The organism is Pseudomonas sp. SWRI51 (genome assembly GCF_014268825.1).
In the GTDB taxonomy this organism is placed as follows: Bacteria; Pseudomonadota; Gammaproteobacteria; order Pseudomonadales; family Pseudomonadaceae; genus Aquipseudomonas; species Aquipseudomonas farsensis.
The window spans coordinates 14,419-27,840 of record NZ_JABWRG010000028.1; the positions used below are offsets into that span (position 1 = coordinate 14,419).

The window sequence follows — 13,422 nt, forward strand, 5'->3', positions numbered from 1 at the left end:
AGAGCAAGGTTCAGCTTAGCAGCGCCTTTGGCCCTCGCCTGGCCGTCCGGCGCGGCCATTCTCAGTTGGGCTGACTGCGCCGGTCCATGAACGCCAGCGACTGATACAACGCCTGCATGCGTGGCAGTTGGCAGCCGGCAGCAGCGGCCCGTTTGAGGGGCTCGGCGTAGATTGCTTGCAACTCCAGTGGGCGCTGCTGGGTGTGGTCGTGGTACATGCTCGGCCAATAATCGGGCATCTGTTCGGTGACACGGAGCAGGTGCGCGGCGTAGCCGTCGGGCAGCACCTGGCCACAGGCCTTGGCGCCCTCGACCACTTCAGCCATCAGCGCCTCAATTAGGGCGCGGCTGTCGGGGTCGGCCATCAACGGCGTCGTACTGGCTTGGAGCAGCACCGAAAGGCCGTTGTAGGGCACATTCCACACAAGCTTCTGCCAACGCGCCTGGTCGAGGTTGGCCATGGCCTGCGAATCAATGCCCGCAGCACGGAACAACCCGGCACCTTCCTCAACCACCTGCTCGGCATCGGCGCCGCCCGGGCCGCTGTGGTAGCCCAGGTTGACCGCCCCGAGTGCCTGGTGACGAATGTCCCCGGGGCCCTGGCGGTTGACGCAAATGAAGCACAAACCGCCGAGCAGATGCAGGTCGGCACGCAATGCCGGGCGCAATTGCTCCTCGACCCCCAGGCCGTTCTGCAGCAGCACTACCTTGGCATCGGGGGCCGCCGCTTGCACGATAAGTGGTGCCAACTGTTCATTGCTGGTGGCTTTGGCGCCCACCAGCAACCAGTTGCAGGGCGGCATGTCGGCGGCGTTGGCATAGGCGTTGACTGGCATGTACACCTGGCCGTGCACGGCGCTGTCGACCCTGATGCCATGCTCGCGCACGGCCTGGTACTCACTGCGTAGCAAGAAGTGCACGTCGAAGCCGGCGCGGGCCAGCATCAGCCCGTAGAAACCACCAATGGCACCTGTGCCAATGATGCCAATGCGAGTGCTGCGAGGGTCCATGTTTTTCTCCTGCGTCATTCGTCCGTTTTTCTACACCTAAATCAGCCGGTTTTCGAGCCCTCACTATACTGGCCATTAACAATGGTCAAATAATCGACACGGAGTCGAGCATGCCCCGATACCTGGCCCATCCTGACGACATTCCGGTCGAACTTACCTTTCGTCATTCCTCCAGCCTGTACCGCCGCCATTTGCATACCCAGGGGCTGGGTGGCATCGCCTGCCTGCAAGCACGCGCCTACCGCCGCGGCACGGCGGTCGAGGTGCTGATTCCGTCGCTAGGGGTGGACGCCCGCTACCCCGGCTACGTTGCCTGGTGCCAGCGCCTGGACGTGGGGTACCGGGTGGGCGTGGCGTTCACTGACAGCGAGACACTGTTTGGTGCACGCATGGGCGAGCAGGTCTGCCAAATTCACCATTACTGCCAGTTGCACGCCAGCGGCCAGCTTGGCGACAGCGCCACGCAACAGCTCGCGGCGCAGTGGGTCACCCTCAATGCCGAGGCATTTTCCGAGGCCAGCCTGCGCGCCGGCCCCGTCTGAAACCCTAATTGTCGGCAAAAACCCCATGCCGACGGGACGCCGCCCATTGTCGCACTCCCGCTAACGCGCTAAGGTTCGGCCTCCCCGCTGCGAACAATCTGCTGCTGGGCCGCACGGGGATCGCTGGCGGCCGGCACCCGTGACCTGACGAGTAACACGATGGCTGATTTACAGATCGATGACCTTAACGTTGCCTCCAACGAGACTTTGATCACCCCCGATCAGCTCAAGAAGGAAATCCCCCTCAGCACCAAGGCCCTGCAAAGCGTGACTGCTGGCCGCGAAGTGGTGCGCAATATCCTCGACGGCAAGGACCATCGCCTGTTCGTGGTGGTAGGCCCCTGCTCCATTCATGACATCAAGGCCGCCCACGAGTACGCCGACCGCCTGAAAGTCCTGGCCGAGGAAGTTTCCGACACCCTGTACCTGGTCATGCGCGTGTACTTCGAAAAGCCGCGCACCACCGTAGGCTGGAAGGGCCTGATCAACGACCCGTACCTGGATGACTCGTTCAAGATCCAGGATGGCCTGCACATCGGTCGCCAACTGCTGCTGGACCTTGCCGAAAAAGGCCTGGCCACCGCCACCGAAGCACTCGACCCGATCTCCCCGCAGTACCTGCAGGACCTGATCAGCTGGTCGGCCATCGGCGCACGCACCACCGAATCGCAAACCCACCGCGAAATGGCATCCGGCCTGTCCTCGGCGGTCGGTTTCAAGAACGGCACCGACGGCGGCCTGACCGTTGCCATCAACGCCTTGCAGTCGGTGTCCAAGCCGCACCGCTTCCTTGGCATCAACCAGGAAGGCGGCGTGTCGATCGTGACCACCAAGGGCAACGCCTACGGGCACGTGGTATTGCGCGGTGGCAACGGCAAACCCAACTATGATTCGGTCAGCGTCGCGCTCTGCGAGCAGGACCTGGCCAAAGCCAAGATCAAGCCGAACATCATGGTCGACTGCAGCCACGCGAACTCCAACAAGGACCCGGCGCTGCAACCGCTGGTGATGGAAAACGTCGCCAACCAGATCCTCGAAGGCAACCAGTCGATCATCGGCCTGATGGTAGAAAGCCACCTGAACTGGGGCTGCCAGGCGATCCCGAAAAACCTCGACGAGCTGCAGTACGGCGTTTCGGTTACCGATGCCTGCATCGATTGGGCTGCCACCGAGAAAGCCCTGCGCAGCATGCGCGCCAAGCTCAAGGACGTACTGCCTAACCGCCAGCGCGGCTGAGGCTATACGCAGACACGAAAACGCCGGGCAAATGCCCGGCGTTTTCGTGTCTGCAATGCCTTCAGGCTTTGCTTGAGTGGCGCTGCTGGCGCTCCATGTAACGCTCGACGTAGGAGCACGATGGGATCACCGTGTAGCCCATCTGCTCGGCGTACTCAAGGGCCTTTTCGGTCAGTGCGGCGGCTATCCCGCGCCCACGCAGGGCGTTCGGCACGAAGGTGCGGTAGATGTCCAGCGTCTGCTTGCCCAGGTCCATGTACGTCAGGTAGGCCCGGTGACCGTCCACATTGGTCTCGAACTGATGACCGGCCTGGTCATGGTGGATGGTCAGCGTTTCGCTCATCACTACTCCTCGCAGGTCTTCGTGGCAGACCCTTGCCTTACCGATGTGGTTTTTATCCGGCGCTAGAGCCTCTACGCCACCCTCTGGCCCTTGGACAACCCTGCCTTGTGCATCGTTCTGCCCAAGAGCACCTACAAATAGTAGGCGGCGCGAGCGGGATTGCTCAAGCAACGTCGATGAAAATGCAATGACAGGGCTTTCACAAAGAGGCTTCAGGTGTACTACAGTAGCCGGATAGTCTAAGGGCTATGACGCACAGAGACAGTTTAAGTCACCTTAAGTTCACGAAAAAAGTTCCATTGCTACAATCGCTTGCAGCGTTCGTACAGGTGGCGGCGAGATTGCCTGCAACACCCGCCGGTGGCAGGCTGCAGCCGCATTTTTTTTGCAGTTCTTGCGCTCTGTCAGTTTACTTACTACAAGTAATGGGTACTATGTACGCCGGCCAGTTTCTCTTTTCCGAGAGATGGCTCTTTAATAGAAAGTCCTTGAAGGGGAACACGATGAACAACGTTCTGAAATTCTCTGCTCTGGCTCTGGCCGCAGTTCTGGCTACCGGTTGCAGCAGCGTCTCCAAAGAAACCGAAGCTCGCCTGACCGCTACCGAAGACGCAGCAGCTCGCGCCCAAGCTCGTGCAGACGAAGCTTACCGCAAAGCTGACGACGCTCTGGCAGCTGCTCAGAAGGCTCAGCAAACTGCTGACGAAGCCAATGAGCGCGCTCTGCGTATGCTGGACAAAGCCAGCCGCAAGTAATAATCCTTACGGATTGTTAAGAAGCCGACCCACTTGTGGGTCGGCTTTTTTATTGCCCGTCGTAACCGCCAACGAAAAGGGCCTGCACTATGGCAGGCCCCGGCGCAGCGTAAAGCGGCTTACTGCAATTCGGCGGGAATGCTCGATACCACCGGCGCAGCACCGTTGCCATTGACCGGCACCGCGATTTCAACTGGCATGCCATCTTCGGCCGCCACCACATCGCGAACCATGTCCCAGTTCATGCGCAAGTTGTTGGCCAGGTCTTCACGTTTGAGCAACGCGTTGATGACCGCAGTGTGCTTGTCAACTACCGACGGATTGCCTTGGTCATCCAGCGGCGTGTGGGCTTCGAGATAGACCTTGCCAGCGCTGACACCAAACTTGTAAGGCTCGCTGATAATGCGAACGGGCGTACCCACTGGCACCATCTTCGACAGCGTCAGCACATTGTTGTTGAGCATGCGGAAACAGCCATGGCTGGTACGCATGCCAATGCCGAACTTCTTGTTCGAACCATGGATCAAGTAACCCGGTACGCCCAGGGTGAACTTGAACGGCCCCAGCGGGTTGTCCGGGCCGGCTGGCACCACAGCAGGCAGGATGTCGCCATCGGCGGCATGCTCGGCGCGAATCGAGGCAGGCGGCGTCCAGGTAGGGTTCGGGGTTTTGGCAGTGATCTTGGTATTGGCAATTGGCGAGCCCCAGCCTTCACGGCCAATACCCAACGGGAAGGTGTGCACCACGTTCTGCCCTTTCGGGTAGTAATAGAGGCGGTACTCGGCCAGGTTGATGACAATGCCTTCACGCGGGCCTGGTGGCAGAATATAACGGGTTGGTAGCACGATTTCAGTGCCAGCGCCCGGCAACCAAGGGTCGACACCGGGGTTGGCGGCGATCATTTCCAGGTAGCCCAAGTCGTTGGCGGTGCCAATGTCGGCGAAGGTGTCTTCGTACTTGGCCTTGATCACCTGCACCTGGCCGACCACGTCTTCACCGGGTGGCGGCAACGGCAGTTCCAGCGCGACAGCAGGGCCGGCCGCCAGCAAGGCGGCCAGGGAGAGGCGACGGGTGACGGCAGGAAAGCGCGGCAACATCCGGTAAATCCTTTGAAAGATCAGTCAAGACAGCGATTGTACACCCGGCCCTGAACAAGCGGGAGGCGTCGTCGGCGTGCATGCGTTTCAGATGATGAAAGGCGCCGAGAGTTCCGGCCACACCGGGCGCATGCCACGGCGCTGGGCGTCGAGAATGGCCTTGCACAGCGGGCACAGGCGCTCGTCTCGGTAGATGGCGCGCTCCACTGCCGACCAGCGCGGTTGCGCTGGCAGCAGCCCTCCGCACAGGGTGCGGTCGACCGGCACACCGAGTTCCAGCTGACGGGCAGCCAAATGCACGCGCACTTCCTGGCAGGCGAACAGGTCAAGTTGTTCGTCAGGCTCGATCAGTTGATAGGCGTACAGGGACCAGGCGGGGCGGGGCATCGGGGGCACTCGAATCGGGGGGCGCAACATTAGCCGAAAGCGGCCCCCGATAAAAGCGTCACAGCAGTGGTTTTATCGTCGGCCAGGCATTTTCCAGCAAGCGCTGCTGGGCAGCCGCTGCCGGATGCAGGCCGTCGGCTTGCATCAGTTCGGGGACACCGCCTACGCCCTCCAGAAAGAACGGCACCAGTGCGACGTTTTTCTGGCGGGCCAACTGCTCATAGACTTGGGCAAACGCCGTGGTGTAACGCTGGCCGTAGTTGGGCGGCAGGCGCATGCCCAGCAACACCACCTTGGCCCCCGCCGCGCGAGAACGGTCGATCATCGAAGCAAGATTTTGTTGCAATTGCTGTGGCGGCTGCCCGCGCAGCCCATCGTTGCCACCCAGCTCGACCACCACCAGCGCCGGCTTGTGTGCTGCAAGCAGCGCCGGCAGGCGCGCCTGGCCTCCTGCGCTGGTGTCGCCGCTGATCGAGGCATTGACCACCTGGTCATCAAAACCCTCGTCCTTCAGCCGCTGTTGCAACAAGGTAACCCACCCCTGGCGGGTATCCAGGCCAAAACCTGCGCTGATACTATCGCCGACAACCAGTACGGTTCCCGCCGTAGCCGCCTGGGCCATGCAACACAAGGCCAGGCCGGCACTCAACCACCACATTCGCATTGGATTCTCCATGGGCCCAAGCATTCTCGTTGCGCAGAACCTTAGCAAAGTGGTCCCCAGCGCGGAAGGTGACCTGACCATCCTCCATGCCCTGAGCCTGGACCTTGCCCAAGGCGACAGCCTGGCCATCGTCGGCGCCTCGGGGTCGGGCAAGTCCACCCTGCTGGGCCTGCTGGCCGGCCTGGACCGCCCAAGTGCCGGCAAGGTGATACTGGCCGGCCAGGACCTCGGCCCCCTCGATGAAGACCAGCGCGCCCGGGTGCGCGCCGAGCACGTGGGCTTTGTATTCCAGTCGTTCCAGTTGCTCGACAGCCTCAACGCCCTTGAAAACGTCATGCTGCCGCTGGAGCTGGACGGCCGCCGCGATGCCCGTGAGCACGCGCGCAGCTTGCTTGAGCGCGTAGGCCTGGGCCAACGCCTGACCCACACCCCGCGCCAGCTATCAGGCGGCGAGCAGCAACGGGTGGCGATTGCCCGCGCCTTTGCCGCGCAACCTGCCGTCTTGTTCGCCGACGAACCTACCGGCAACCTCGACAGCCATACCGGCGAGCGCATCAGCGACCTGTTGTTCGAGCTGAACCAGGAGCGCGGCACCACGCTGGTGCTGGTCACCCACGATGAACGCCTGGCGCGGCGCTGCCACCGCCAGATCCGCCTGGATGCCGGCCGCCTGGTGGCGCCCCTGGAGCCTTGATGACCCGCTTGTCTTTCCTGCGCCTGTGGGGCCTGGCCCTGCGCCAGCTGTTACGCGATATTCGCGCCAGCGAAGTGCGCGTGTTGTTCTTTGCCTTGCTGGTGGCGGTGGCGGCCAGCACGGCCATCGGCTACTTCGGCGCCCGCCTGAACGGCGCCATGCAACTGCGCGCCAGCGAATTTCTAGGCGCCGACCTGGTGCTGCAAGGCAGCGCGCCGGCCAGCGAACAGCAAATCGCCAGCGGGGCCGCGCTGAACCTGCGCCATGCCCAGGTGGTAGAGTTCACCAGCGTGGTTGGCGGCGACAACGGCATCCAACTGTCGAGCATCAAAGCCGCCGGCCAGGCCTACCCGCTGCGCGGCGAGTTGCGCAGCGCCCCTGCCCCGTTTGCCAACGAAACCCCAGGCGGCGGGCCGGCACCTGGCGAGGTGTGGGTTGAACCGCGCCTGCTGGTGGCGCTGGGCCTGTCGATTGGCGACAGCATCGATGTCGGCATGAAAAGCCTGCGCATGAGCCGCGTGCTCACCTACGAGCCGGACCGTGCCAACAACTTCTATAGCCTGACCCCGCGGGTGCTGATGAACCTGGCCGACCTTGAAGCCACCGGGGTGATTCAACCCGGCAGCCGGGTCAGCTACCGCGACCTGTGGCGCGGCGAGCCGCAGGCACTGGCTGAGTACCGCCTCAAGGCAGAACCTTCGCTGGCCGCCAACCAACGCCTGCTCGACACCCGTGATGGCAACCGCCAGATCGGCGGCGCCCTGGGCAAGGCCGAACGCTACCTGAACATGGCGAGCCTGGTGGCCGTGCTGCTGGCTGGGGTCGCCGTGGCGCTTTCGGCCAGCCGTTATGCCGCCCGGCGCCTGGATGCCAGTGCGCTGCTGCGCTGCCTTGGGTTGTCGCGGCACCAGGCGCTGGGCCTGTACTGCCTGCAACTGGCGATGCTGGGTGCGGTCGCAGCCCTGGGCGGTGCGATGCTTGGCTGGCTGGCGCAACTGGGCCTGTTCCGCCTGCTCGAAGGCCTGCTGCCGAGCCAGGTGCCGCCAGGCGGCATTACCCCGGCGCTGGCCGGCATCGGCACCGGTTTGGTGGCCCTGGCCGGCTTCGCCTTGCCGCCGCTGGCAGCCCTTGGCCGCGTACCACCGCTGCGTGTGCTGCGCCGCGACTTGCTGCCCATCCCCCCTAGCAGTTGGTTGGTGTATGGCGCCGCACTGTTTGCCCTGGGCCTGATCATGTGGCGCCTGAGCCTGGACCTTTTGCTCACCTTCGCCCTGCTGGGTGGCGGCCTGATTGCTGCGCTCGTGCTCGGCGGCCTGCTGCTGCTCGGCTTGCGTAGCCTGCGCCAATTGCTGGCCGGCGCCCCCCTGGCGTGGCGCCTGGGGCTCGGCCAGCTGCTGCGCCATCCGCTGGCCGCGGCCGGCCAGGCGCTGGCCTTTGGCCTGATTCTGCTGGCCATGGGCCTGGTTGCCCTGCTGCGTGCGGAACTGCTGGACAACTGGCAGGCGCAGTTGCCGAAGGACGCACCCAACCACTTCGCCCTGAACATCCTGCCCGACGATCGCCAGCCGTTCGCCGAGCACCTGGCCCGGATCAACGCCACGTCGGCGCCGCTGTACCCGGTGATACCGGGGCGGCTCACGCATATCAACGACGAGCCAGTGCGGCAGCTTGTAAGCAAGGAGTCCACCGGCGAGCGCGCCGTGCAGCGTGACCTCAGCCTGACCTGGGCCGCTGACTTGCCACCGGGCAACGCGCTCACCGCAGGCACTTGGTGGCAACAAGCGCCAGCCAATGACACCATCCCCGGCGTTTCGGTGGAGGCAGAACTGGCCCTGAGCCTGAAACTGCAGCTGGGCGATCTGCTGACCTTCGATATCGCGGGCCAGCAGCGCCAGGCCCGGGTCAGCAGCCTGCGCACGGTGCACTGGGACAGCTTCCAGCCAAACTTCTACATGATCTTCCAGCCGGGCACGCTGCAAGGCCTGCCCACCACCTACCTCACCAGCTTCTACCTGGCACCGGGCCATGACGCCGAAGTGGTGGCACTGTCACGGACCTTCCCGGCAGTGACCATCTTGCAGGTCGATGCCCTGCTCGCGCAGCTGCGCAGCATCCTTGCCCAGGTGACGTTGGCGGTGGAATACGTGTTGCTGTTCGTGCTGGCCGCAGGCCTTGCGGTGCTGTTCGCAGGCCTGCAGGCAACCTTGGACGAGCGCATCCGCCAAGGTGCGCTGCTGCGCGCCCTCGGCGCGGCGCGGCCGCTGTTGGTCAAAGCCAGGCGCATCGAGTTCGGGCTGCTGGGGGCGGTGAGCGGTGTACTGGCGGCGCTTGGCTGCGAGCTGATCACCTGGGCGTTGTACCGCTATGCCTTCGCCTTGCAGTGGGCACCGCACCCATGGCTGTTGCTGCTGCCGCTGGCCGGTGCCGTGCTGGTCGGTGGCGCCGGGGTAATTGGTACGCGCCGGGCGCTCAATGCCAGCCCACTGACGGTGCTGCGCGAAGGTTGAAACGCGCCAACGGCGATATATGAGCAAAGCGGCATGCTAGTCTGCCGCACTTGCCATCATCTGAAACTGTAGGAGTAAAGGTTGGCCACCAACATCATCACCCGAGAGGGCCACACTGCGCTCAAAGCAGAGCTCGACCATCTCTGGCACACCTACCGGCCCGAAATCACGCAGAAGGTCACCTGGGCTGCATCCCTTGGGGACCGCAGTGAGAATGCTGACTACCAGTACAACAAGAAGCTTTTGCGTGAGATCGATCGGCGGATCCGCTACCTGCGCAAACGCCTGGAAGACATCCGTGTCGTCGATTACTCCCCAGAACAGGAAGGACGGGTATTTTTTGGGGCTTGGGTCGAAATCGAGAATGAGGACGAAGAGCGCAAGCGGTTTCGGGTTGTGGGTTATGACGAGATCTACGGGCGCAACGACTACATTTCAATCGACTCGCCCATGGCCCGCGCCTTGCTGAAAAAAACCGAGGGTGACGAGGTTGTTGTGCAAACGCCTACGGGCGAAGCGGTTTGGTTTGTGGTGAGCATTGAGTACCCCTCATCGCCCGTCGGCGACACGCAAGCCTAAGCACCCACCTTTCAGCTAAAGCCCTCCAGCCTCATCGTGGCGCGCACCAGCCGCTGTTCTTCCTGCTCGATCTCGCGCAGGTTGTCGCGGATGCTGTTGATATGGTCTTTGGCCGCCCGCTGGGCCTGCTCTGGCAACTGCTCCATGACGGCGTGGTACAGCTTGGCGTGCTGCCGATCAATCTGGCGCTTTTGCGCCGGCCGGCAATACAGGTTGTTGACCGAGGCGAACACTGTACTGAGCGTCAGGTCGCTCAGCGTCTGCAGGGTGTGGACCAGCACCGGGTTGTGTGACGCCTCACTGATGGCCCGGTGGAAGGCATGGTCCAGCCGCGCCTGCTCCCGTGGGTCGTGCTGCTTGCTCAGCTCATGGGCTGCAACCATTTCCTCGAAGCGGCGCTTGATCAGCAGCCGGTCGATGTCTGTGGCACGCAATGCGGCCAGCCTTGCCGCCTCCCCTTCCAACAAGGCGCGCACCTCCAGCAGGTCGAACAGGGTGCGGGGTTGCGAACTGAACAGGTGCATCAAAGGCGTATTGCTGTCCCTGCCGCTGAGGTCAGCGACGTAGGAGCCACGGCCGTGCTCCGTTTGCACAATGCCCCTGCCCCGCAAGATCCTCAGCCCTTCGCGCAAGGCAGACCTGGAACAACCAAGCTTGTCGACCAGGCGCCGCTCGGAAGGCAATGCCTGGCCCACCTTGATGACGCCGTCGACGATGAGCTTCTCGATACGCTCTGCCACATGGTCTGCAACCTGTAGCCTGGCCTGCTTGACCTGCTGGACGTCATCCACGAACCACCTCCGAACTGGTAGGACCAGCTATTGGCTGGCGAGTGAGAGCCTGCCGATGCTAGCCCACGAGCCTCAGTGTTATCCACCTCGCAAAGCCTTCCTGCAAAGAAAGTGGTAGGACCAGTTTCACAGCCAGTCGACGCAGCGGCCACAAACGCAGCAGGCTCCACTGTGTTCGGTTTAATGAGCCCTGCTAAACCCCCGCTTTAGGCGTCGGGCCTGCGCAGCGCCGTGAAATAACAATAAGAACAGACGGGAGCACCATGAACATTCTCTACGACGAGCGCGTTGACGGCGTGCTACCCAAGGTCGACAGAGGCGAGTTGCTCAAGCAGCTCAGAACCGCTCTGCCCGACCTGGAAATACTGCACACCACCGAGCAACTCAAACCTTACGAATGCGACGGGCTGTCCGCCTACCGCGTGGTGCCGATGCTGGTGCTGCTGCCGGAACATCTGGAGCAGGTGCAGACCATCCTCAAGCTCTGCCACGCGCTGCAAGTGCCTGTTGTCGCCCGTGGCGCAGGCACCGGCCTCTCTGGCGGGGCGCTGCCGCTGGAGCAAGGCATCCTGTTGGTGATGGCGCGCTTCAACCGGATCATCGAGATCAACCCAGAAGGCCGGTTTGCCAGGGTTCAACCCGGGGTCCGCAACCTGGCGATATCCCAGGCGGCCGCCCCCTACCAGCTGTATTACGCCCCCGACCCCTCCTCGCAGATTGCCTGCTCGATCGGCGGCAACGTCGCCGAAAACGCCGGCGGCGTGCACTGCCTGAAATACGGCCTGACCGTGCACAACCTGCTCAAAGTCGAAATTCTGACCGCCGACGGTGAGCACCTGACCCTGGGCAGCGATGCGCTGGACGCCCCAGGCTTTGACCTGCTTGCGCTGTTCACAGGGTCCGAAGGCATGCTTGGGATAGTCACCGAGGTCACCGTGAAACTGCTGCCCAAACCCCAGGCGGCCCGGGTGCTGCTGGCCAGCTTCGATTCCGTCGAGCTGGCTGGCCGCGCGGTCGCGGACATCATTGCCGCAGGCATCATCCCAGGCGGCCTGGAGATGATGGACAACCTGTCGCTTCGAGCCGCCGAAGACTTCATCCACGCGGGCTACCCAACCGATGCTGCGGCCATGCTGCTGTGCGAGCTGGACGGTGTAGAAGCCGACGTTCACGAAGACTGCGAACGGGTCGAGCAGGTGCTCAAGCGTGCCGGCGCCACTCGGGTGCGCCTGGCCCGCGATGAAGCCGAGCGGGTGCGCTTCTGGGCGGGCCGCAAGAATGCGTTCCCTGCGGTCGGCCGTATTTCGCCTGACTACTACTGCATGGACGGCACCATCCCAAGGCGCGAGCTGCCCGCAGTGCTGCGCGGCATCGACGAGCTTTCGACACAGTTCGGGCTGCGCGTGGCCAACGTGTTCCACGCAGGCGACGGCAACATGCACCCGCTGATCCTCTTCGATGCCAACCAGCCCGGTGAGCTGGAGCGCGCCGAGGCACTGGGCGCGCGGATCCTCGAACTGTGCGTCGCGGTGGGCGGCAGCATCACCGGGGAGCATGGCGTAGGCCGTGAAAAGATCAACCAGATGTGCGCCCAGTTCAGCAGCGATGAAATCACCCTGTTTCATGCAGTGAAGGCGGCCTTTGACCCCGCCGGCCTGCTCAACCCCGGCAAGAACATCCCGACGCTTCACCGTTGCGCCGAGTTTGGTTCGATGCATATCCATCAAGGAAAGCTGCCTTTCCCCGAAATGGAGCGTTTCTGATGACACCTGATCATGACCACACCGCACACCTGCTGGAGCAGGTCAACCAAGCGCTCAACGAGCGGGGCGCGTTGCGCATCCAGGGCGGCAACAGCAAGGCCGCACTAGGCCGCCAGGTGACCGGCGAGATACTGGATACCCGCCCACACCGCGGCATCGTCAGCTATGACCCGACGGAGCTGGTGCTGACCGCCCGCGCGGGCACACCGCTGGACGAAGTAGAAGCCGCACTTGCAACCCACGGCCAGATGCTGCCCTTCGAGCCGCCCCACTTTGGCCCGTCGGCAACCATTGGCGGGGCGATTGCCTGCGGGCTATCGGGGCCGCGCCGCCCGTGGGCCGGCTCGGCTCGCGACTATGTGCTGGGAACGCGCGTGATCACCGGCCACGGGAAGCTGTTGCGCTTCGGTGGCGAGGTCATGAAGAACGTTGCCGGCTACGATGTTTCCCGCCTGCTGGCAGGTAGCTTCGGCTGCCTGGGCCTGCTCACTGAAGTGTCACTGAAAGTGCTGCCCAAACCGCGCGAATGCGCCAGCCTCAAGCTGCAGATGGACGTCGATCAGGCACTGACACAGCTAATGGCGTGGGGCCAACAACCTATGCCCATCACTGCCGCGTGCCACGACGGCGGCTTCCTCTACTTGCGCCTGGAAGGCGGCAAAGGTTCGGTGCAATCGGCCTGCGACCGCCTGGGCGGTGAAGCGCTGTGCAGCAGTTACTGGGCGCAACTGCGGGAGCATCAGTTGCCCTTCTTCCATTCGGCCACACCACTCTGGCGGCTGTCGGTTCCCAACCACTGCCCAGCGCTGAATATTCCGGGCAAACAGCTGATCGACTGGGGTGGCGCCCAGCGCTGGTTGCTGTCGAGCGCCGCCAACGACGAGGTGCGCGGCATCGTGGCCGCTGCCGGAGGCCACGCGACCCGCTATGGCGAGACCGATACGCCGTTCCACCCACTGCCTGCGGCCCTGCTGCACTACCACCAGCGCTTGAAACAACAGCTCGACCCGCAGCGCATTTTCAACCCTGGCCGAATGTACGCGGAGGTATGAAGC

At 63.3% G+C, this 13,422-nt stretch carries 14 protein-coding genes; 8 read left to right on the forward strand and 6 right to left on the reverse strand.

Annotation, left to right across the window (positions count from 1 at the left end; genetic code table 11):
- Nucleotides 1-61 precede the first annotated feature (61 nt).
- Complete coding sequence (locus HU720_RS11260; protein ID WP_186520004.1) at nt 62-1,009, reverse strand: putative 2-dehydropantoate 2-reductase; 948 nt, start codon at nt 1,007-1,009, stop codon at nt 62-64.
- Nucleotides 1,010-1,119: 110 nt separating this feature from the next.
- Between HU720_RS11260 and HU720_RS11265 the strand changes: the two genes are divergently transcribed.
- Nucleotides 1,120-1,551, forward strand: a complete 432-nt coding sequence (locus tag HU720_RS11265) for a PilZ domain-containing protein (protein WP_186520005.1) — start codon at nt 1,120-1,122, stop codon at nt 1,549-1,551.
- A gap of 159 nt (nt 1,552-1,710) precedes the next feature.
- Nucleotides 1,711-2,787: a 3-deoxy-7-phosphoheptulonate synthase gene (locus HU720_RS11270; RefSeq protein ID WP_186520006.1), complete on the forward strand. Its 1,077-nt coding sequence runs from the start codon at nt 1,711-1,713 to the stop codon at nt 2,785-2,787.
- A gap of 61 nt (nt 2,788-2,848) precedes the next feature.
- Here the strand turns inward: HU720_RS11270 and HU720_RS11275 are convergent, their stop codons facing one another.
- A complete protein-coding gene (locus HU720_RS11275) occupies nt 2,849-3,130 on the reverse strand; it encodes a GNAT family N-acetyltransferase (RefSeq protein WP_110994199.1) in 282 nt (93 codons plus the stop codon).
- 503 nt (nt 3,131-3,633) lie between these two features.
- Between HU720_RS11275 and oprI the strand changes: the two genes are divergently transcribed.
- The gene (gene oprI / locus HU720_RS11280; protein ID WP_003259780.1) at nt 3,634-3,885 is read left to right on the forward strand and encodes an outer membrane lipoprotei OprI; all 252 of its coding nucleotides are present in this window, start codon (nt 3,634-3,636) and stop codon (nt 3,883-3,885) included.
- A 119-nt stretch (nt 3,886-4,004) separates the two neighbouring features.
- Here the strand turns inward: oprI and HU720_RS11285 are convergent, their stop codons facing one another.
- From HU720_RS11285 to HU720_RS11295, 3 genes are all read right to left on the reverse strand, one after another.
- Nucleotides 4,005-4,982: a L,D-transpeptidase family protein gene (locus tag HU720_RS11285; protein ID WP_186520007.1), complete on the reverse strand. Its 978-nt coding sequence runs from the start codon at nt 4,980-4,982 to the stop codon at nt 4,005-4,007.
- 87 nt (nt 4,983-5,069) lie between these two features.
- Entirely contained in the window at nt 5,070-5,369 is a 300-nt protein-coding gene (locus tag HU720_RS11290) for a hypothetical protein (RefSeq protein ID WP_186520008.1), read from the reverse strand.
- Between the two features lie 58 nt (nt 5,370-5,427).
- Entirely contained in the window at nt 5,428-6,033 is a 606-nt protein-coding gene (locus tag HU720_RS11295; RefSeq protein WP_186520009.1) for an arylesterase, read from the reverse strand.
- A gap of 10 nt (nt 6,034-6,043) precedes the next feature.
- Here HU720_RS11295 and HU720_RS11300 point away from each other — a divergent pair, with 10 nt between their 5' ends.
- The 3 genes from HU720_RS11300 (at nt 6,044) to greB (ending at nt 9,813) form a co-directional block, all read left to right on the forward strand.
- Entirely contained in the window at nt 6,044-6,727 is a 684-nt protein-coding gene (locus HU720_RS11300) for an ABC transporter ATP-binding protein (protein WP_186520010.1), read from the forward strand.
- A complete protein-coding gene (locus HU720_RS11305; protein WP_186520011.1) occupies nt 6,727-9,234 on the forward strand; it encodes an FtsX-like permease family protein in 2,508 nt (835 codons plus the stop codon). The genes HU720_RS11300 and HU720_RS11305 overlap by 1 nt, the downstream gene beginning before the upstream one ends.
- A gap of 81 nt (nt 9,235-9,315) precedes the next feature.
- Nucleotides 9,316-9,813 carry a transcription elongation factor GreB gene (gene greB, locus HU720_RS11310; protein WP_186520012.1) on the forward strand — a complete coding sequence of 166 codons (498 nt, stop codon included), beginning with the start codon at nt 9,316-9,318 and terminating at the stop codon, nt 9,811-9,813.
- Between the two features lie 11 nt (nt 9,814-9,824).
- Here the strand turns inward: greB and glcC are convergent, their stop codons facing one another.
- Nucleotides 9,825-10,604 (reverse strand): transcriptional regulator GlcC, encoded by a 780-nt coding sequence (gene glcC, locus HU720_RS11315; protein WP_186520013.1) that lies wholly within the window; start codon nt 10,602-10,604, stop codon nt 9,825-9,827.
- Between the two features lie 263 nt (nt 10,605-10,867).
- On the opposite strand from glcC, the gene glcD reads away from it, so the two are divergent.
- Both glcD and glcE read left to right on the forward strand, forming a co-directional pair.
- Nucleotides 10,868-12,367 (forward strand): glycolate oxidase subunit GlcD, encoded by a 1,500-nt coding sequence (glcD, locus tag HU720_RS11320; protein ID WP_186520014.1) that lies wholly within the window; start codon nt 10,868-10,870, stop codon nt 12,365-12,367.
- On the forward strand, nt 12,367-13,419 hold the full coding sequence (gene glcE, locus HU720_RS11325; RefSeq protein ID WP_186520015.1) for a glycolate oxidase subunit GlcE: 1,053 nt from the start codon (nt 12,367-12,369) through the stop codon (nt 13,417-13,419). Before glcD ends, glcE begins: the two co-directional genes overlap by 1 nt.
- Nucleotides 13,420-13,422: the final 3 nt, after the last annotated feature.

Bases quoted from the DNA above. Each gene is read 5' to 3' on its own strand.
- HU720_RS11275 (WP_110994199.1), bottom strand. From the start codon at position 3,130: ATGAGCGAAACGCTGACCATCCACCATGACCAGGCCGGTCATCAGTTC.
- glcE (WP_186520015.1), top strand. From the start codon at position 12,367: ATGACACCTGATCATGACCACACCGCACACCTGCTGGAGCAGGTCAAC.
- HU720_RS11305 (WP_186520011.1), top strand. From the start codon at position 6,727: ATGACCCGCTTGTCTTTCCTGCGCCTGTGGGGCCTGGCCCTGCGCCAG.
- HU720_RS11260 (WP_186520004.1), bottom strand. From the start codon at position 1,009: ATGGACCCTCGCAGCACTCGCATTGGCATCATTGGCACAGGTGCCATT.
- HU720_RS11300 (WP_186520010.1), top strand. From the start codon at position 6,044: ATGGGCCCAAGCATTCTCGTTGCGCAGAACCTTAGCAAAGTGGTCCCC.
- HU720_RS11295 (WP_186520009.1), bottom strand. From the start codon at position 6,033: ATGCGAATGTGGTGGTTGAGTGCCGGCCTGGCCTTGTGTTGCATGGCC.
- oprI (WP_003259780.1), top strand. From the start codon at position 3,634: ATGAACAACGTTCTGAAATTCTCTGCTCTGGCTCTGGCCGCAGTTCTG.
- HU720_RS11265 (WP_186520005.1), top strand. From the start codon at position 1,120: ATGCCCCGATACCTGGCCCATCCTGACGACATTCCGGTCGAACTTACC.
- glcD (WP_186520014.1), top strand. From the start codon at position 10,868: ATGAACATTCTCTACGACGAGCGCGTTGACGGCGTGCTACCCAAGGTC.
- HU720_RS11285 (WP_186520007.1), bottom strand. From the start codon at position 4,982: ATGTTGCCGCGCTTTCCTGCCGTCACCCGTCGCCTCTCCCTGGCCGCC.
- HU720_RS11290 (WP_186520008.1), bottom strand. From the start codon at position 5,369: ATGCCCCGCCCCGCCTGGTCCCTGTACGCCTATCAACTGATCGAGCCT.
- HU720_RS11270 (WP_186520006.1), top strand. From the start codon at position 1,711: ATGGCTGATTTACAGATCGATGACCTTAACGTTGCCTCCAACGAGACT.